The organism is Helicobacter acinonychis (assembly GCF_900461455.1).
Classification (GTDB): Bacteria; Campylobacterota; Campylobacteria; order Campylobacterales; family Helicobacteraceae; genus Helicobacter; species Helicobacter acinonychis.
Genome location: NZ_UGIA01000001.1, coordinates 390,949 through 409,886 on the forward strand (window position 1 = coordinate 390,949; position 18,938 = coordinate 409,886).

Below are 18,938 nucleotides of genomic sequence, written 5' to 3' on the forward strand. Positions count from 1 at the left end.
AAAAAAAGTACAAGAGGTATTGTTTGGGCAATTAGTGAATATGGATAAAGATATATTAAGCACTAGTGAGTTTAAGACCTTATATCTATAATTGGTGCTAGGGGATAATCAAAGCATGAAAGCATACACAATTTAGCCCTTTGATGATTGAAAAAATTAAAGTTAGAGAGGGTTTAATTCTCGCTCTGTATCCATATAATAGGGGTTTTATAGGGTTTGAGATCATTCCCGACTTAGATCTTGTGCGTCTTAGAAAAATTCTCTTAAGTTTTGTAGGGGTAAAATTAGTCCCCTTGTTAGGGTTAAATTATTCTATAATAATAAAATTTTAGGAAATTCATTTTAAAGATATTAAAAAATGCCATACGCCTTAAGAAAATGAGTTTCACTATAAATATAAAACTAAATCTATAAAATAAAGCAACCAAAATCCCATTAATAAAGTTTTAGTTGTTGGTATTAGATAAAAACAGAGCCAAAAATTTTTATTTAATGTTTTGGAATGTTTTACCCATTATCATTAACATTTTAAAGAGGTTTAATAATCTTTTGTTTTTGGCGTTCTTGCTCCAATTTAGCCACTTGAGCAAAGACAATCGCTACCGCTTCAAACAATTCTTCCGGTATGGCAGCGTTTAACTTCACATCTCTATAAAGCTCTCTGGCGAGCGTTTTATTTTCTATAATTTCTATATCATACTCTCTGGCAATGCCCTTAATCCTAATAGCTAAATGATCCGTGCCTTTAGCCACTACCACAGGCACAGGGTGTTCTTCATCAAATTTGAGAGCGACAGCATAGTGGGTGGGGTTAGTCACTACGACATTGGTTTTAGGGATTTCTTGCATCATTTTGTTGGCGGCGTTTCTCATCATCGTTTGGCGTATTTTGGCTTTGACTTCTGGGCTTCCTTCTTGCTGTTTGTATTCGTCCTTAACTTCTTGTTTGGTCATTTTTAAAGAGTTGGTGTATTGGCGGCGCTTGATGATTAAATCAATAAAAGCCAAGATAAAAAATAAAAATAAAAGCGAAGAAATGAGCAATAACGCCTTGTTTTTAAACCACAATAATTGGTCTTTTAAATTCAAAAGAGCCGCATGGTTTAATTCCCCTAAAAATAAAGAAAAAATGAAAAACCCTAGAAAAAAAGCTAAAAAAACCTTTAGAGTGATCAAACTCCCATCAAGGAGCTTTTTTAAAGAAAAAAGGTTTTTAACGCCATTGATAGGGTTTATTTTAGAAAGTTTAGGCTCAATGGCTTTAGGGGCAAAGAGCCAACCAAATTGCAAGACATTAGACAAAAACGCCACCATTACTAAAATGATTAAAATAGGCAAGATTAATAAAAAAGTGTCTTTAGCGAGCTGGTTGAAAAGCTCTTGAACGCTTTCTCTACTAAAATCTAAAGAAAAGTCTTTCAACACATGGCGATACATCTCGCTAAAGCCATCCACCCACCATATAAAGAAAACAAAAATACTTAATAGCCCAGCCAATAACCCTAAAAACCCCACCACTTCCATGCTTTTAGGCACATTGCCTTCTTCTCTGGCTTTTTGGATTTTTTTCGCACTAGGGAGCTCGGTCTTTTCTTCTTCAGCCATGCATCCTCACTTATCAAACGATTTTTTATTTTATCATCAATACGCTAAAAACATGTTTTTGCTAGAAAATAAGGCGATTTGCTTAGGATTAAACAAAAAGGAGTGTCTTGTGAAAAAGTTTTTAATTTTTTTCTGGCTTTTTTATGTCCGGTCTTTCGGGGGGGGGGTTACTTATACGCCTTTTTTAGAATCCCTAAAACTTCTCGCTTTTTTAAATCTCGCCTATTAACACCGATAAAGAGGAGATAATTCATGTTAGAAAACATTCAAAATATTCCACTGCAAAGCTTCCATGAAGTGGGGGTGAGTGCTGCAGAGAGTGAGACATTTATAAGATCTGTGGTTTCATTAGCAACAAATATCTATGAGCGTTTTGCAAATGGCAAGGATCCTAAAGGATTGCACAAGGATATTACAAAGAGAGCAATGCTTAATCTTAGTAAAAAGTTTGTAAGCTTAGGTTTGGAAAAGATGGTGGAAAAAATACCAATAAAATCACCAAAGCCTTGGCAAGGGATCAGTACCTGCGATAATTGTGGGTGCTTGTATGGAAAATGTCACGGTTTTAATTCGCTATTTTTCTGGAAAGATTGATAAGATGGAGCTTTGCGAACGGCTTGGGAAAACCAACACCACTCTTTAAGCGGTGGAGTTATGGCAGGCATTGGTCAATTAGCTATCCCTATTCCTAGGGTTGGGGCGATGATCGGAGCTTTTATGGGTGTGGCGTTGAGCCAAACTTTTTATGGCATCTCGTTAAAGGCTTTCAAAGAGGCTAAGCTAGTGCACCAAAGGTGCATTGAAATTGAAGAGGCATGCCGTGCAAACATTCTATTAGAGATCTATCAAAATCAATTTAAGGAGGTGTTTGAGCAATATTTTCATGGGAATGTAAAATTCTTTAATGAGAGTTTTGATGAACTTAAAAATGCACTTTATACAGGGGATGCAGATCTAACCATAAGTAGCCAATTAATAAGAGCCAAGAATGGCTAGGTCAAAAGCCGTTATTTGATAATTCCAAAGGGGTTGGGATTTCATAACTAGTCGTGGAAGAACAGAAATTTAAAGGAGAAAACATGCTATGACCATTTATTGTAGCTAGAGTAACCCTAGTGGCAACAGGATATGGAATTAAAAAAGGGATTGATGCGATCGATGATAACATGAATGCCGATGATATTATCAAAAAAGCAGAGGATTTACAAGAAGCGACAAAGAAAAGGGCTTGAGCCTGTGGAGTCTGATTGCAAGCATGCTTTTCTCAAGTTGAAGAAGCCGTCAAAAAAGCGGATGTGATAATTTCTCAACTTCAAGCCGTTGAGAAAATGGCGAAGCTTTTCACTAGGCAAATCACAAAATTTGATGCACTATTTTTCTCACTTTCTCAAGATGCCATCGCCAAAAGACGCAAAAAGCTTTGGAGCTTATGAAAGGGCAGATGAATGCCCTAGAAGGAGGGCAAGAAAGTGGGCATAATAACTTGGATAGCGTTAAATCTAGGCAAGTGCAACTTGAATATCTAAGAGATGACGATAAGACTTCTTAGGGCTATAGAGCCTTAAAAGAGAGAAAGAAGAATGAAAGAATCAAAAAAGCAAACGATTCTCAATCGTTTCCCTTGCATCTCTTGTGGGCTTTGCTGTAAAAATATCACCGGGATTATTGAACTTAAAGAGTTTGACACCGGCAATGGGGTGTGCAAATTTTTGAATTTGAAAACGAGTTTGTGTAAGATGTATGAATCTCGCCCATTAATTTGCAGGATTGATGAGGTGTGCAAGAAGCTTTTTTCTCATATCCCACGCAAAGAGTTTTATGCCAAAAATGCAGAAATTTGCAACGCCTTACAGGAAGCAAACCACATGGATGTGAGCTTTAGGGTCATTCTTAATCAATAATTTAAAATGGCTCTATTTTTACTGAATTAAAAAATGGGATTTTCAAACTCATTCCCTTAAAGGGATAGGGGGTGTTTTGAAATAATTCCCCCTACAACCCCCTTAAGAAACCCCCTAACCCAAGAAAACCGCTTTTTAATAAGCTATCGCTTGATTAAAAATCAAGCTCTTTGATATTTATTTTTATTTTAAAAATGCTCAAACGCATTTTTAAATTTCATGACTCCACAAACACCGCATCAACCAAGTCTTCTATAAAGCATTCTTCATCAAAAGCGATCAAATCGTCTTCTTTTTCGCCCATTCCTAAATAAAGAATGGGTAATTTCAACTCATACAGTACGCTTAAAATCGCTCCGCCTTTAGAAGTGCCATCAAGCTTAGTCATAATCACGCCATCTAACGCCAAAGTTTCATGGAAAATTTTCGCTTGAGTGAGTCCAGAACTCCCTTGCGTGCCATCTAAAATAAGGAATTTATAAAAGGGGGCGTCTTTTAAAACTTTAGAGCAGGTGCGTGCGATCTTAGAAAGCTCGTTTTTGAGATTGGTTTGGTTGTGCAAGCGTCCAGCGGTGTCTATAAAGACTTCATCTATATTTTTAGCGATTGCACTTTCTATGGTGTTGTAAGCTAGAGAGCTTGGATCACTCCCTTCTTTAGCACTAATGACTTGAATGTTAAGCTTTTTGCCCCATAACTGGAGCTGTTTGACTGCGGCCGCTCTAAAGGTATCGCCTGCCCCTAAAAGCGCTTTTTTATGCTGTTTTAAAGAGAGCTTGGCTAATTTAGCGATGGTTGTGGTTTTACCCGCCCCATTAACCCCTACGATTAAATGCACTAAGGGTTTTGTGGTGATGGTTTTTAGGCGTGTTTTGTCATAATAGCTTTCCCCACGCACAAAACGCAACAAAGCGACTTCTAATTGCTTGGGCGTAATTAAATCGCCTAAATGCTTTAACAAACTCTCTATTAAATCGTATTGAATGTCAAAGCCAATCAAAATTTCTTCTAATTCCTCTTTAGGAACGCTTTCACGCTTTTTTTCTTTAGCCTCTTCACCCTTGATTTTATTGACAATTTTTTTGAAAAAATTAAACATGGTTATTAGTCCTTTAAGTTGGAAATATCAAATTGGAGCATTTCTACTGGCACGATCCCTTGATAGATATTGATAAGTTGGTGTTTGTGGTATAAAAGCATGTTAAAAGAATGCTTTGAGGCGTTTAAACGCTCAAAAAGAGCGGTGTCTTTAGGGTTTAAAATAAGGAAATTATCTTGAGAAAGTGCACTAAAGTCTTTGATCGCATCGCTTGAATAGGGTTTATTGAGTAAAACAAGAATATTCAAACGATCTTTAAAAGTTTTTTTTAAGATATTAAAGGTTGGGGCGTAATCTTTTAAAGAATTGTCTAAAGCGCTTAAAATCAGTAAAGTAGGGGTGTTAGTATCAGGGCTTATGCTTAAAGAATCCAAATCGCCCATAATCGTGTATTCTTGGTTATTTGAAGCGATAGCGGTGTAGGTTTTAGGGTTATTTTCTTGTGGGGTATTGTTTTGAGAATCTTGAGATTTTTGAGAATTTTTGCAAGCATTAAAACTTAACGCAACGATAAAAACAAGTGCCATAAAACGCAAAAAATAAGCCTTAATTCTCATTATGAAACATCCTTAAGAATAATTAAAATGGTAACTAGTAACCTAAAATTATACTATAATGTAAGTCTAAAATTTAAGGATTATAACCATTAAAACGATTTTTAGAGATTTTTGTAAAGAACGCTTGAAAAAGGTTCAAGTAGCTAGAGTTATTAGAGATAAACTAGCTTGCAAGCTTTTGTTTTTGAAACTCAAAGATTATCAAAATATTTTATTGTATAGCCCATTGGGGCATGAGCTTGATATAAGGTCTTTAATTTTTAAGTTAAGACAAAAAAATAAGCGTGTGTGGTTGCCTAAAAGCATCAAAAAGGGTAGTGGTTTTTCTAAAGAGGGTTTTAGTATTGTGCCCTTTAGGTTGCCCTTAAAGCGTTTAGGGTGGTTTGATGAGCCTAATATATCGCACTACTATAAGCAAGAATTAGATTGCATTGTAGTGCCGATTTTAGGAATGGATACAAGTTTTAGGCGCGTGGGTTTTGGGCTGGGCATGTATGATAAAAGCTTGCCCAAATTACTCAAAAAGCCATTAAAGCACCCCTTAATCATATTTGTGAGCAGGGAGTTAGCGCTAGCCAGTAACAATCTTACAAACGCTTATGACATTGAAGCAAATCTTTACATGAATGCTCGTATCGTTATGAAGAATAATAAAAGGAAATATTATGGGCAACGGGTTAATTTACATTTCATTAGAAGTCATTGTAGCGTGTTTGATCAGTGCTCTAGCAATGTATTATGTGATGAAAAAGATCTATTATGCTAGAGGGCAAGCCGTTTTAAAAAGTGCTTCAGCTAAAGCTAAATTGATGGAATTTCAAGCAAAATCTTTTGTGGAAGCCGAAGAGATGCGCATGAAAAGTCAAGAATGCAAATTGCAACAACAATATGAAAATAAGAATTTGCAACTCAAAGCCCATTTTGACAAAAAAGAAGCGTATTTGAAGCACTTAGAAGCGCAGCACAAAGAATTCGTAAGAGACGAAAAACGCTATTTGGAAAAGGAAAAACAAGAGCTTGAAAAAGAGCGCCAAATTTTAGAACAAGAAAAAGAAAATTTTAAAAGACAGTGCGCTATCTGCAAAGAAAATCAATCCAAAGCACTAGATGTGATGCTCAATTACATGGCTTACACTAAAGAAGAAATTAAAAGCATGATTTTAAAGCAATTAGAAGAAGAACTAGAAGCGCAAAAAAGCGCATTAATCAGGCACTATGAAAAAGAAGCCAAGGAAGAGAGTAAGAAAAAATCGTATGCAATTTTAGCGGAAGCGACAGCCCGTTTTGCAGGCAATTATGCGATAGAGAATTTCACAAACCGCATCGCTTTGCCGTGCTCAGAGTATATTGGCCGTGTGATAGGAAAAGATGGGAAAAATATTGAGGCGTTTAAAAAGATCAGTGGGGTGGATATAGAATTTAGCGAAGGCGATAAGGAATTGTGCTTGTCTAGTTTCAATATTTTTAGGCGTGAAGTGGCGAGCGAGACGCTTAAGATTTTAATAGAAGACGGCCGTATCCAGCCTAACCGGATTGAAGAAGTTTATCACAGAGTTGTGCGCAACATGGAAAAGGAATTGCTTTCTGATGGGCAGAGCGTGGTGTTGGAATTGGAGCTTGGGGCTATGGAAGATGAGCTTAAAATTTTACTAGGTAAAATGCGTTATCGCTCTAGTTTTGGGCAAAACGCTTTACAGCATTCTAAAGAAGTTGCCCTTTTAGCCGGCTTGATTGCAGAGCAGCTTGGAGGGGATAAAAAGCTCGCTAGAAGAGCCGGTATTTTGCATGATATTGGTAAGGCGCTCACTCAAGAGCTTGGGAGAGATCATGTGAGTTTGGGCGTTGAGGTGTGTAAGCGTAATAAAGAAGATCCGGTCGTTATCAATGCGATCTATGCCCACCATGGGCATGAAGAGATTATGAGTATAGAGTGCGCGAGCGTATGCGCAGCTGATGCACTTTCTGCGGGGCGTCCTGGGGCAAGAAGAAAGAGTGATGAAGAATACGCTAAACGCATGCAAGCTTTAGAAGAGATTGCACTAGGGTTTGAAGGGGTTGAAAAGGCGTATGCGATGGAGAGCGGGCGAGAATTGAGAGTGATTGTCAAATCCAATCAAGTTAGGGATAATCAAGTGCCAATTATTGCAAGAAAGATCGCTAAAAAGATAGAAGAGAGTGCTCAATATGTAGGCGAAGTGGGTGTGCAAGTGGTGCGAGAAAGTCGTTTCAAAACCACAGCTACGCTCAAGCAATAAGCGTTTTTAAGCCTTTTTCCCACACCTTTTCCAAATGCCTTTAGAAAAAACTTTATAATAAATGAGCGAGCGGAAAAAAGTCTCTAGCGTGATCACCGCAAAAATAAATTCCACCTTAAAATGATAGATTAAAAGCAGGTAAATAGGCACGATCCTTAACCCCCATAAACTTAAGGTGTTAATGCATAACGAAACTTTAGAAATACCAGCCCCCCTAAAAACTCCATCTAGCACAAAATACCCAATTAAGGGGGCTTGAGAGAGGCCCACAGCGACTAAATAAGAGCGTGCTACTTCCAAAACTTCTTCATCTTGAGAAAAAAGGCTCGCAAATTCTTTGGCAAACAAGATTAAAACAATCCCTAAAACCCCCATTAAACTCATAGAGATTTTTAAAATCAAATGTGCGTATTCCGTAGCAATTTTTGGCTTGTTCGCCCCTAAATTTTGCCCTATTAAAACCATCGCAGCTATCATAAACCCAAATCCTGGCATGAATGAAAAGGTTTCCACTCTAATGCCTATTTGCATGCCCGCTAGCACCTTATCCCCATAGCTCGCTACAAATTTAGACAAAAGCATTAAAGAAAATAAGGTTAATAAGCGTTCAAACCCAGCTGGCCAACCCACTCTAAACATGGTTTTTAAAAAAGAAATATCAAAGGTTATTTTGAATTTTAAAGGGATTTTTTTGATTTGTATCCAAAACCCAAGCACAACTAATTCCAAATAAGAGACAATCACATTCGCTAAAGCCGATCCCACAATCCCCATTTCTTTAAAGCCAAAATCCCCAAAAATCAAGGCTTGATTTAAAAAAATGCATGCTATGACCATGACAATTTTAACGATAAAAGGGGTTAGGGTGTCTGAAAAACTAGTGAGCGCTGAAACTAAAACATTTTTTAAAAAAATACTTGGTAACGCTATGATTAAAACTTTTAAATAATCTTGCGTCAATTGGCGTGAAGGATCTTGTAATTGCATCCACGCTAAAAAAGGATCGATCAAAAAATAAGAAACAAACAGTGCGCCTAGACAAATCACAAACGCCCCAATGAAAATACTAGAAAAAGCGTTATTGATTTGAGTGAAATCCCTAGCACCCACAAGCCTAGAAAGAATGGCGTTAGTGCCGGTGTATAAAATCGTATTGATCCCATAAAAAAGCATCAAAAACTGCAAGCCCACCCCTAAAGCCACAATATGATGGTGTGAAATTTTGCCCACGAAAAAGACTGAAAGCGCGACCACCAACACATCTAAAACGGCATTGACCCCAGAGGGCAGGGCCAAAGAAAAAATTTTCTTAATTTGATAGATTAGCCTAATAGTAACGCTCCAGCAACCCCAAAGGCGATCAAAGGGAGGTTATAGACTAAAAAAGTCGGCACGCATGTGTCATAGATATGATTGTGTTGGTTGTCTGCGTTAAGCCCACAAGTAGGTCCCATGGTGCTATCGCTAGCCGGTGAACCTGCATCACCTAAAGCTGCGGCTATGCCAATGAGTAAAATCGTAGATTCCGTGCTGAATCCTAATTTCGCACACAAAGGGACATAAAACACAGCGATAATAGGAATAGTGCCAAAAGAAGTCCCTATCCCCATAGTGATAAAAAGCCCTGCAACAAGCATTAACAAAGCCCCTAAAAGCTTCCCTTGGATCACATTTGCAATTGCATTCACTAGAGCTTCTATGGCATGTACTTTTTGCAAGACTTCTCCAAACCCACTAGCCACTAGCATCACAAAAGCGATAAACGCCATCATTTTCACGCTATCATCCATTAAAGAGTCTGTTTCTTTAAACTTAATACCACGGCCTAGCAAGATGATCGCTAAAGCCAAAAAGGCGGCTAAAGGCATAGAATCGGTGGCTAATTGGATCACAAAAGCCACGATAATCCCTATAAAGGTCAAATAATCATGGTAGTTTAATTGAAGCACAGCGTAATTTTCCATATTAAAAGATTTTTCTATATAGCGCCTTGGGTTTTTATATAACACTAGCACGGCGATGAATAGTCCAAAAACCATCGCTAACCCCGCTATCCACATCACTCCTGTGATTTGCGCTAAACTCGTATCCACGCCATTAGCTTTTAATTGCTCTAAAATCGTGGTTTGAAAGATCAAGCCAAATCCCACAGGAAGCACCAAGTATGGGGCTTGCAAGCCAAAAGTTAAAGCACAAGCCACTGCTCTTCTATCGAGCTCTAGCCTGTTCATCAAGTGCAAAAGAGGGGGGATTAAAATAGGGATAAAAGCGATATGCACCGGCACTAAATTTTGCGAAAAACATGCGATAAAAGCGATTAAAAAGCAAAAAATGGATCGTTTGTAATCCATGAGATTGATGAGCTTGTTCAAAGCGACTTTAATGAGATTGCTTTTAGCGATCGCTACCGCTAAAGCCCCTAAAAGGATGTAGCTTAATGCAATGTTTAAATTCCCTTTCATGCCCTCTATCATCACATTAAAGCTTTCTGTGAGTCCAAGCCCTCCCATAAGCCCTACTATGAGAGTTGCACTAATCATAGAAAGCATGATATTGAGCCTTAAAAGGCTAAGAACACACATGCAAATGATGGCTACAAAGGCAGGATTGCTCCATATAGAGCTATTTTCTAGCATTTTTGCTCCTTGTTAAAGTGAAAATACCACGCAAAAATGATAGAATTTTTGCGCTTTTTTAGCACAAAAAACTGCACTTGCCATGCCAATCCTTTCTAAAATCAATCTTTATAGCGTTTCAACAAATCATGATAAAAATCAATGCGTCTGTCTCTTAAAAACGGCCACATTCTGCGCACTTCTTCTGTGTGTCCTAAATCAATTTCTGCATACAAAATTTCTTCTTTATCGCTCGCTTTAGCTAAAAACTCGCCTAAAGCCCCCACCACAAAACTAGAGCCAAAAAAAGTAATACCCCCCTTAATTACGCCACTAGGATCCAGCTCCACACCCACTCTGTTAGTCGCAATCAAAGGCAAGCCATTAGCGATCGCATGCCCTCTTTGGATCGTCTCCCATGCGTTTTGCTGGCGTTTTTTTTCTTCATTGGAATCTTCTTCTAAAAACCCTATCGCACTAGGATAGATTAAAATCTCCGCCCCTTTTAAAGCCATAATCCTAGCCGCTTCAGGATACCATTGATCCCAACACACCATAAGCCCTAATTTCCCCACGCTTGTGACAATAGGCTCAAAACCCAAATCCCCCGGCGTGAAATAAAATTTTTCATAAAACCCCGGATCATCAGGGATGTGCATTTTGCGATAAATTCCAACGATTGAGCCGTCTTTTTCAAACACAACCGCACTATTGTGATACAACCCTTTAGCGCGCTTTTCAAATAAAGAAGCGACAAGCACCACCTTGAACTTTTGAGCTAAAGCGCTAAAAAAAGCCTTATCTTCTTCAAAATACTCGCCTAAATCAAAAAATTTAGGGTTTTCGCTTTGGCAAAAATAACTATAAGGGTTTAATTCTTGCAACACCACTAAATTGGTTTTAGGGTGTTTTTTGAGTGCTTGTTCAAGCAAGTGTGCTGTATGTTCTATAGTCTTTTTTCTAGAGCCGCAATAAGCGTGTTGGAGAATGCTCGCACAAATCATTTTTCACTCTTCTTCATAATCAGAGCTATAATCTTGATAATCGTCATCATCATAGACATTCTTATAATCATCATACCCCTCATCATATTCTTCAAAGCTCTCTAATTCTTCTCCTTCAAAATCTTCCAATTCTTCTTCGTAATCTTTCATTTCACTTCCTTTCATGTTTGATAATATCTTGTACGACTTCACTCGCTATTTGCAAACCAAAACTCGCCGTAACTGCATTAAAACTCCCAAGCTCTATACAATGCGGAGTTTCAGGGCTAAAAACCACTTTAAAATTCCCCTTAAAATGGCGTTTTTTTAAAAAATCCCTAAATTTACGCCCAAATTTATCGCCATAACTTTCCCACACGCTCCCTACTTGGATGTGTTTAGGATTCAAGCGTTTCGCACTCCCCATAGAGCTAATAAACTTCCCATAAGCAAAATTTTGACATTTTATCGCCAAACTCGTTTTAATAGGCAAACCGTCCATGCAATCTAAAATGTAATCATAATCTCTAAAATTAAATGAATTTAAAAACGCTTCATCTATGCGGTAATTTAAGGCTTGAATGCCTTTATAGAGATCTTGTAACACGAGCGTTTTAGATTCTCCTATCCTTTCTGAGCCAATCTGGCGGTTTTGATTAGTCACATCAAACACATCTTTATCTATGATAGTGATTTGTCCTATCCCCACACGATATAAAGAATCTAGTGCAAAGCCCCCAACACCCCCCACGCCACAGATTAAAACCTTTTGTTGGCGGATTTTTTCAAAATCGTCTTTAAACAACCACCTTATGCGCGTGAATCTATCTATGGGTTCGGACAATCTTTAGCCTTTAATCAAAGTTTGTCGTTTATTGTATCGTAGTTTAAAAAAACTTAAGACAAAAATTTTTGGATTTTTCTAGCCTTATGCATTTGTATTTGCAGTTCTTCTTTTTCTTTTTCTAATAATTCAATGCTTTGGGCTATCATTTCCTTAAGGCTTAAAAGCGTGTTTAAATCCAAGTTTTTTAATTGCTCTGAAGAAAGGCACTCTATCAATGAAAAAGCCTGCTTGGAATCTTTTTTAATGAGAGCGATTTTAAAGGAATTTAATAAAGTTTCAGGCGAGTTCATCCGAATGGATTTCCCTCCATGCTTCTAACAACCCCCTAGCCACATTCAATACCAAATCAATCTTATTCGCATCATTTTCCACATTGGCCTGCGTTAAAACTTTGATTTGATGGGTGTATAAGCCTGTAAGATACACCGCCACTTCCCCCCCTTTTTCATAATCTAAAATATTCAACAACTCCGTGAAAATATCCGTAATTCTATTAATATAGTAGATTTTCTTTTCAATGTCTTCATTCTCAATACAGCGTTTGGCTTGCGAAGAAAATCTTAAAATCCCTTCATAAAGCATTTCAATGAGTTTTGCTGGGGATTCCACACTCACTCTATTGTGCTGGTAAGCTTGATAAGCGTTAGCGTATTGCATGGGTTTAATCCTTTATCCTTTAAAATTTAATCGCTCTTTTATTTTTAATTTTTTTTGGCCGCCGCTTGATCGATCATCATTTGCACGGAATTGAACTTTTGATTCGCTTTAGAAATTTGACTATCATAAGCGGCAAAACGCTCCGCCATGATGTTATAGCGGGTTTTTAAAAGCTCTTGAGCGTTTTCTTTATCTTTAGTCAGGCTTTTAGCGTCTCTGTCTAGAGAATCTTCATAAATCTTTAATTTAGCGTTCCCTCCGTCTATAAGATTGGCGACTACTTGATTGAATTTAGAAAAAATACCCTCTTGGTGGATTTCTCTACCCCCCATATCCTTGCTATCGCTCCCATAGAAAAAATCTTGAGTCGCTTTAGGGTTAGAATTTAATGCACTACTCAATTTAGCTTCATCTAAACTCATCACGCCCTTATCGTCTAAACTAAGTCCGTATTTCATCAAGCTTTCTACTCCATTATCGGTGTGCACACTATAAGAAAACACATTATTAAGAGAAGAGCGAATTGTACGAATATCACCTACGCCATTAAAAATCCCAGCGATCTTAGTGTCCGCATCATAGCGAGTGTCTTCATCCAATTTAGGGATAAGCTCATTATAGGCTTTCACAAACTCAGTAAGGCTATCTATAATGGCTTGATTGTCCCTGCTCACGCTAATGATGGCGGGTTTATTAGGCTCTGTGGTTTGCTCTAAAGTGATATTAACCCCACTGATCACATCATTGACCTCATTAGTGGGGCGTGTGATACTCACCCCATTATAAGTGAATTGTGAATCGCTCGCTTTTTGCAAATTTTTAGACCTAAAAAGCGTTTGTTGTGAAGTTTCATAAGATTGCACCACGCCGGCATTCAAGCCTAAATCTTTCAAACTATCCTTGCCTAAAGTGCCTTCACCCTTGATAGTGAGCATCCCATTTTTAGTATTGATCACAAGCTTGCCTTCTGCATTTTTAAATGCATTCAAGCCTTCTTTAGAATTGATCGCTTGAATGATAGCGTCTGTGTTTTGCTCGCTTGTGTTACCCTCTTTAGTTAAAGCGCTTAAATCAAGTTTTTGATTATTTAAGCTAATCACCCCTTCTAATTTGCCCTCTTTAATTGTGCGGCTGCTTTTTAGCAAGTCATTTTCTTGCGTAGCGGTTTGTAAAAACCCAAGCTCTTTGACCTTACTCCCTTTAACTTCAATTTTTTCCCCACGCCTGTCATTAATGATTAAAGAATCCCCCCCATGAATCACATCTATGGAAATATCCCCATTAGCGATTAGATCTTTAAAATTAGGGTCATTTTCTAAAGCCTGCTCTATCGCCTTTTGGATCGCTGTGTTTTTTTGTTTGACAGAAGCACTTTCAGGGAGTTCTAAAATAATAGGGACTTCATGCATATTCCCATCAGCCCCCTTTAGATTCAAACTCACTTCATTTTTCCCACTCTCATCAACCCCTAAAGAAAGGGCGTTTTTGTTAGTGAGCGTGGATTGGAGGTGTGAGCCAAAATAAATGCGGTTGTCTTCGCCGGTGTTTTTGGTATTCACCATTAATTGATAAGGGTCATTCCCCCCTGTTTTCATCACAATGCCCATCACTTCACCATTGGTAGCGTCTGTGATGCTTTGAGCCACATCGCCTAAGGTCATTCCAGCTTTAATGTCAATATCGTAGTCCTTGTTTTGCGTGTAAAATTTGAGCGTGGTATCCACTTGGCTAAAAATATCATCTCTTGAAGAAAATTTCGACCCTAATTCATTAATATCGCCTTGTGCTAAATTTTGCACATCCACTTTAATGTCTTGGATGGGCACGCCAGCCCCCACACTCGCACTCAACGCATCGCCTGTAACATTGCTTTTTCGGCTGATATAAGTGGAATAATCTGAGAGTGTTTTAATAGGACCTTTTAGAGCTGAAAGAAGCGTTTTAATTTCTACAAGGGCTTTTTGTTTTTCAACATTTTGTTCCATTTTCTTGTCTAATGGTGCAATCAATGCCTTTTCATCAGCATCCCTAAGTTTGTCAATCACATCGTAATTTAAAACCTTACTGCCAAGCCCTAATGAGCTTAATGAACCTATTGCCATTTTTTACCCCCAAATTTTTAGCCTTTTTTATCAAAGATAACGCCTATCACATCGTGCATTCTTTGCATAAGCTCCACGGCTTCTTTAGAGGGAATTTCTCTTAAAACCTTATCCCCTTTAGCGTCTTTGACAGAAACCACCAACCCTTTAATCTCATCGTTATAACTAAAATCAATATCCGTACCAATACGCCTCATCTCTTCATTCAAACGCTCGCTCAATAATTCTAGCTTGGGTTTGTATTGCTCAGGATCGATAGTCGTTTTAGATTCATCTATGGTGTTAATAGTGTTAGCACGACTGACTTCCTTGATGGGGGCTGCTTGAACATTTATGTGAGATGCAGAAACCACACGACTGCTCCCTTGAACTTCGTTGATCATAAAAACCTCCAAATTTTTTGCATGCCCATGTGCATGACCATCCTTTTGTTCAATTTCACAGTAAATATCGGCAAAAAGACGATTTGTTAAATCTTAATTGCGCGCAATGAGTTCTAAAGGGTTAATGTGTTTTTCTTTCATGGTGACTTCAAAGCCTAATCGTTGCTCAATGCGCCCTAAAACATAGCCTTTTTGGATGCGCATGCCGCTTTTAATGGTGGGGGCGATTTTATCCAATTGGGAATAAATCGTGCGGATGCCGTTTTTATGCTCAACGATAACGACTTTTTTAAGCATGTTGATTTCTTTAGCGAACACGATTTTTCCGTCTAGAACATTACGCACCAAAGCGTTTGGGGTTTTTGACACAAGCGTGATGGATTCGCTAAAAATTTTTAAATTATAAACTGGGTCAATATAAGGGCCAAATTTTTGCACCACTTCATAATCATTCAAGGGAGCGATCGTTTTTGGCCCATTATAGCTCGTGGTGTTGATATTTTGATAAGAGCTCGCCACTTGCTTGACTTCTAATGCATGAGAAGATTTTTTAAGGTTGGCTTTTTCTTCATTTTCTCTAGTTTGCTTGATGATATTCAAGCGTTTCAATAGGGCGTTTAAATTCTGGCGCTCTTTATCTAAAAGCGTTAATCGTTGGTTATAGATCGCATAATCTTTTTGCATGCTCAAAATGAGCTTGTTTTGTTCGGTTTGTAAGGATTTTAAGGTTACTTCACGAGTTTTTTGTGCATCTATGATAGATGAGATTTTTTGGATACTGCTTTTGACTTTTAAGGCTTGCGTGTTGAGTTCTTTTTCTTCTTGGCTTAATTGCGACATTTTAGATAGGGTGTTTTGGTGCAAGTTTTCAAACGCCACTTGCAAAATAACATCATTAGAAGAGGCTAAATCCTGCCCCTTTAAGGCTTGCGAAAAAAGAAAATCTTGCAAAAGCGTGTCAAAGACTCTTTTTTGTAAAAACGATCGTTGTTTTTGTAAATTATCCAAAGACTCGCGGTAGTTAGTGAGGACTTTTTCTTGTGCCAAACTTTCGTTACGATTCTTTTCAAGATTCTTTTTTAAAGCCGTCATTTGACGCTCAATCTCAACTTTTTGGCGCTCTTTAGAACGGATCGCTTCACCTAAAGAACTCAAACGGCTGTTTAATTGCAATTTTTCTTCATGGGTTTTTTTCAAGAGGGTTTTTTTGTTTTGAATATCTTTGGCAATATCGCTCACTTTTTGCGTGTTAGCTAATAATAAGGTGGCTAACAAAAACACCCCTAATTTATACATAATTTGGTTCTCCAAGCTACAAGTAAAACAGAAATAAATGAGACCACAAGGCTAAAAAGCAATCCCCATAAAAAATTATTTAAAACAAAATCACTCCCTATAATACCCAAAGTATCCATGATTTTTTCAAAATTTTTTTGTGAAGTGATATAAAGCATTAACATGGGAGCTATAAAACTAGCGATTAAAGAATCCACCAAAGCTATTTTATACAAAAACCCATTTTTAAAAGACGCCGAGGCCCCCAATAAATCCATAATCTCCAACCTCTCATGGTATTGATAGATCCAAATGCGGACTTGCTTGAACATCAATAAAACCGATAAGACAAAGATGACTAACGCAAAGATATAAATAGTGGCTTTAATCAAACTTAAGAGATCATACACTTGCATGTAAGTTTTGGCAAAGACTTCAACTTTTTGAACGCCAGGGATTTTGAGCAATTTTTCTTTAATGTTTTCTAAACGCTCTTGAGTAGGGAAGCTAGAAAGTTGCAAAGAATAAAAAAAGGGCAAATTTTTTCTTAATGTTTTGATACCATCTAAGCCTAGAGTTTTTTGAAGAGGTTCTAAGGAATAATTAGGATCGATCTCTTTTAGTGCCACGATCTCGCTAAAATTTTGACGCAACAATTCTAACCCTAATTTTTGCGTGCTAGCTAACACGACTGAATAATCTTCAATCAATTTTTTTTCTTTCTGTGCGATCGCCCCATTGATAAACAGCACGCATTCCAAACCAAACAACAACGCCACAAGGGGAATGATAAAGGCTAAATGTTTTTTAAGAGTATTCATAAACTTCCCCATCTTCTATATAAAATTTCCTATGATAAGCGCTAAAATTTTTAGGGAATTTATGCGTAACCACTACGATCGTAGCGTTTAATTGCGTGTTCATGCCCCTTAATAAGCTCCAAATTTTATCACTAGAATAATCGTCTAAATTCCCAGTAGGCTCATCGGCTAAAATGAGTTCAGGGCAGTTTGCCATAGCCCTTGCCATAGCCACTCTTTGTTGCTCACCCCCACTGAGTTCTTTAGGGTAGCGGTTAGCCTTATGGCGTAAATCAATATACCCTAAAAGTTTTTCTAGCTGCAAGTGGCATTCTTCTTTTTTAACACCGCAAATCACCATAGGCAGTTTGATATTTTGCTCAATCGTGTAATCTTGGATCAATTTATAGTCTTGAAAAACCACGCCGATATTTTTACGCAAATCTAAAATCATCGTTTTTGAAGCATTATTCATGTTGATATTACAAACTTCTAATTTACCGCTAAAAACTTTTAAATCCCCATAAAACGAACGCAAAAGCGTGCTTTTACCGCTCCCACTAGACCCTGAAATAAACACAAAATCCTTCCGTTTGATGCGTAAATTAGCATGTTTGATGACCGGCTCGTTTTGTTGGTATTGTAAGCATAGATTATTCGCTGCAATGATTATACTCATCAAATTCCTTTAGGATATTTTGAAGCAAAAGATGCGCTTTGTGGTTGTTTAAAGTTTTTAATGGGCTTTTATTGAGGTAAAAAACTTGATTTTTTACTGATAAAACAAACAAACGCATAGGCCAATCAAAATCCCCCATGCTCAATTCCACTAAAAAATCCCCCTTATTCTCATAGATATTGCAAACATGCACAAAATACCCTTCTTTAATGATTTTTGGGGTTTTTAAAATCATTCCAACGCTCTTTTGATTAAGTGTTATTGTATCAAAAGAAAAATCAAATGCATGGTTATTAAAAGGGGTTTCATTGGATTCTAAAGAATAAATTCTTAAATCATAAATATCTTTTTTGAGTTTATTCCAACGCGCTTCATACTTGCTGACAACTGGGATTTGAGCGTTTTTTTTGATTTCTATTTCGCTTTTAAAATGTTTTAAGGCTAATTTTAGGCTGTCTTCAAAATAAAGAGTATCATCAGTGCGTAATTCCAAAAACCCATTAGGTTCTAAAACCCTTAAAGCTTCGTCTAAAAATCTTTCGCTTAACACTCGGCGGTGTTTTTTGTCATTCCACGGCACAGGGAAATGCACAAAAATTTTCTCGCACTTGTGATGCGGTATGCTCTCTAAAACCAAACGACCATCGCCTTGTAACACATGCAGATTTTTTAAATCCAATAATTCTATTTGTTTTAATACTTGTGCGATAGAGGGGGTATAAATTTCTATCCCTAAACATGTTTTAGTGGGGTTGTTTTTGGCTAATTCCATCAAATGCCTCCCACTCCCAAAACCAATTTCCATTAAAATAGGGGCTTGATTTTCTTTGATAAAGTCTTCAAAATCCTCTAAATCAAGGGCTTTTTTTCCGCTCGCATGTTTAGAATTTTCTTGCAAATTATGCAAAATCACTTCAAAAGATTGTGCATAAATCCTTAAGGCTTGTTTTAAAATCTCTCTTTTTAAGGGCGTTGCTTTTTCGCTTTTGATTAAAAAATCATTCGCTCGCCTGATTTTTTGCAATAAAAAAATATGGTCTTTAAAACTCGCATACACACAACTTTTAGTGGGGTGTTTTAAGCTTGAAAATTCTTTATGAAAACAAAAATCCCCACTTATTATTGGGTATTCTAAAGGTTTGCAATCTAACTTGGCTAAAAAATGGGGCATTCAAACTCT

General features: G+C 37.5%; 22 protein-coding genes and 1 pseudogene. 7 read left to right on the forward strand and 16 right to left on the reverse strand.

Annotation, left to right across the window (positions count from 1 at the left end; genetic code table 11):
• Positions 1-143: 143 nt before the first annotated feature.
• Entirely contained in the window at positions 144-332 is a 189-nt protein-coding gene (locus DYI00_RS08290; protein ID WP_041600185.1) for a hypothetical protein, read from the forward strand.
• 196 nt (positions 333-528) lie between these two features.
• Here DYI00_RS08290 and flhB read toward each other — a convergent pair whose 3' ends face one another.
• Positions 529-1,605, reverse strand: a complete 1,077-nt coding sequence (flhB, locus tag DYI00_RS01750; RefSeq protein WP_104709229.1) for a flagellar biosynthesis protein FlhB — start codon at positions 1,603-1,605, stop codon at positions 529-531.
• Between the two features lie 252 nt (positions 1,606-1,857).
• On the opposite strand from flhB, the gene DYI00_RS01760 reads away from it, so the two are divergent.
• The 4 genes and pseudogenes from DYI00_RS01760 (at position 1,858) to DYI00_RS01775 (ending at position 3,506) form a co-directional block, all read left to right on the forward strand.
• A complete protein-coding gene (locus tag DYI00_RS01760; RefSeq protein WP_041600187.1) occupies positions 1,858-2,199 on the forward strand; it encodes a hypothetical protein in 342 nt (113 codons plus the stop codon).
• A gap of 12 nt (positions 2,200-2,211) precedes the next feature.
• Entirely contained in the window at positions 2,212-2,601 is a 390-nt protein-coding gene (locus DYI00_RS01765; RefSeq protein ID WP_225236259.1) for a hypothetical protein, read from the forward strand.
• A 254-nt stretch (positions 2,602-2,855) separates the two neighbouring features.
• Positions 2,856-3,020, forward strand: a pseudogene (locus DYI00_RS08685) (sortase); the annotation flags it as partial.
• A gap of 165 nt (positions 3,021-3,185) precedes the next feature.
• Complete coding sequence (locus DYI00_RS01775) at positions 3,186-3,506, forward strand: YkgJ family cysteine cluster protein (protein ID WP_011577571.1); 321 nt, start codon at positions 3,186-3,188, stop codon at positions 3,504-3,506.
• 217 nt (positions 3,507-3,723) lie between these two features.
• Here DYI00_RS01775 and ftsY read toward each other — a convergent pair whose 3' ends face one another.
• Together ftsY and DYI00_RS01785 are read right to left on the reverse strand one after the other, a co-directional pair.
• Positions 3,724-4,605, reverse strand: coding sequence for a signal recognition particle-docking protein FtsY (ftsY, locus tag DYI00_RS01780; RefSeq protein ID WP_011577572.1), 882 nt, complete (start codon positions 4,603-4,605; stop codon positions 3,724-3,726).
• A gap of 5 nt (positions 4,606-4,610) precedes the next feature.
• Positions 4,611-5,162, reverse strand: coding sequence for a hypothetical protein (locus DYI00_RS01785; protein WP_104687469.1), 552 nt, complete (start codon positions 5,160-5,162; stop codon positions 4,611-4,613).
• Positions 5,163-5,259: 97 nt separating this feature from the next.
• On the opposite strand from DYI00_RS01785, the gene DYI00_RS01790 reads away from it, so the two are divergent.
• Positions 5,260-5,928: a 5-formyltetrahydrofolate cyclo-ligase gene (locus tag DYI00_RS01790; RefSeq protein ID WP_081430797.1), complete on the forward strand. Its 669-nt coding sequence runs from the start codon at positions 5,260-5,262 to the stop codon at positions 5,926-5,928.
• Positions 5,906-7,417 carry a ribonuclease Y gene (rny, locus tag DYI00_RS01795; protein WP_233755676.1) on the forward strand — a complete coding sequence of 504 codons (1,512 nt, stop codon included), beginning with the start codon at positions 5,906-5,908 and terminating at the stop codon, positions 7,415-7,417. Before DYI00_RS01790 ends, rny begins: the two co-directional genes overlap by 23 nt.
• A 6-nt stretch (positions 7,418-7,423) precedes the next feature.
• On the opposite strand, the gene DYI00_RS01800 is transcribed toward rny, so the two are convergent.
• From DYI00_RS01800 to trmB, 13 genes are all read right to left on the reverse strand, one after another.
• Positions 7,424-8,707, reverse strand: a complete 1,284-nt coding sequence (locus tag DYI00_RS01800; protein ID WP_104709236.1) for an MATE family efflux transporter — start codon at positions 8,705-8,707, stop codon at positions 7,424-7,426.
• A 32-nt stretch (positions 8,708-8,739) separates the two neighbouring features.
• Positions 8,740-10,053, reverse strand: a complete 1,314-nt coding sequence (locus DYI00_RS01805; protein WP_011577577.1) for a Na+/H+ antiporter family protein — start codon at positions 10,051-10,053, stop codon at positions 8,740-8,742.
• Between the two features lie 101 nt (positions 10,054-10,154).
• On the reverse strand, positions 10,155-11,036 hold the full coding sequence (locus DYI00_RS01810) for a carbon-nitrogen hydrolase (protein WP_011577578.1): 882 nt from the start codon (positions 11,034-11,036) through the stop codon (positions 10,155-10,157).
• 3 nt (positions 11,037-11,039) lie between these two features.
• Positions 11,040-11,186, reverse strand: coding sequence for a hypothetical protein (locus tag DYI00_RS01815; protein WP_011577579.1), 147 nt, complete (start codon positions 11,184-11,186; stop codon positions 11,040-11,042).
• A gap of 1 nt (position 11,187) precedes the next feature.
• Positions 11,188-11,859, reverse strand: a complete 672-nt coding sequence (locus DYI00_RS01820) for a tRNA threonylcarbamoyladenosine dehydratase (RefSeq protein WP_011577580.1) — start codon at positions 11,857-11,859, stop codon at positions 11,188-11,190.
• 53 nt (positions 11,860-11,912) lie between these two features.
• The gene (locus DYI00_RS01825; protein ID WP_011577581.1) at positions 11,913-12,152 is read right to left on the reverse strand and encodes a hypothetical protein; all 240 of its coding nucleotides are present in this window, start codon (positions 12,150-12,152) and stop codon (positions 11,913-11,915) included.
• A complete protein-coding gene (fliS, locus tag DYI00_RS01830; protein ID WP_011577582.1) occupies positions 12,139-12,519 on the reverse strand; it encodes a flagellar export chaperone FliS in 381 nt (126 codons plus the stop codon). The genes DYI00_RS01825 and fliS overlap by 14 nt, the downstream gene beginning before the upstream one ends.
• 44 nt (positions 12,520-12,563) lie before the next feature.
• Positions 12,564-14,621 (reverse strand): flagellar filament capping protein FliD, encoded by a 2,058-nt coding sequence (gene fliD / locus DYI00_RS01835; RefSeq protein ID WP_011577583.1) that lies wholly within the window; start codon positions 14,619-14,621, stop codon positions 12,564-12,566.
• 17 nt (positions 14,622-14,638) lie between these two features.
• Complete coding sequence (flaG, locus tag DYI00_RS01840) at positions 14,639-15,004, reverse strand: flagella length regulator FlaG (protein ID WP_011577584.1); 366 nt, start codon at positions 15,002-15,004, stop codon at positions 14,639-14,641.
• Positions 15,005-15,097: 93 nt separating this feature from the next.
• A complete protein-coding gene (locus tag DYI00_RS01845) occupies positions 15,098-16,300 on the reverse strand; it encodes a murein hydrolase activator EnvC family protein (protein WP_041600188.1) in 1,203 nt (400 codons plus the stop codon).
• Positions 16,288-17,100 carry an FtsX-like permease family protein gene (locus DYI00_RS01850; RefSeq protein WP_011577586.1) on the reverse strand — a complete coding sequence of 271 codons (813 nt, stop codon included), beginning with the start codon at positions 17,098-17,100 and terminating at the stop codon, positions 16,288-16,290. The genes DYI00_RS01845 and DYI00_RS01850 overlap by 13 nt, the downstream gene beginning before the upstream one ends.
• Positions 17,087-17,758: an ABC transporter ATP-binding protein gene (locus DYI00_RS01855; protein WP_011577587.1), complete on the reverse strand. Its 672-nt coding sequence runs from the start codon at positions 17,756-17,758 to the stop codon at positions 17,087-17,089. The genes DYI00_RS01850 and DYI00_RS01855 overlap by 14 nt, the downstream gene beginning before the upstream one ends.
• Complete coding sequence (gene trmB / locus DYI00_RS01860) at positions 17,733-18,929, reverse strand: tRNA (guanosine(46)-N7)-methyltransferase TrmB (protein WP_011577588.1); 1,197 nt, start codon at positions 18,927-18,929, stop codon at positions 17,733-17,735. Before trmB ends, DYI00_RS01855 begins: the two co-directional genes overlap by 26 nt.
• Between the last annotated feature and the right edge of the window lie 9 nt (positions 18,930-18,938).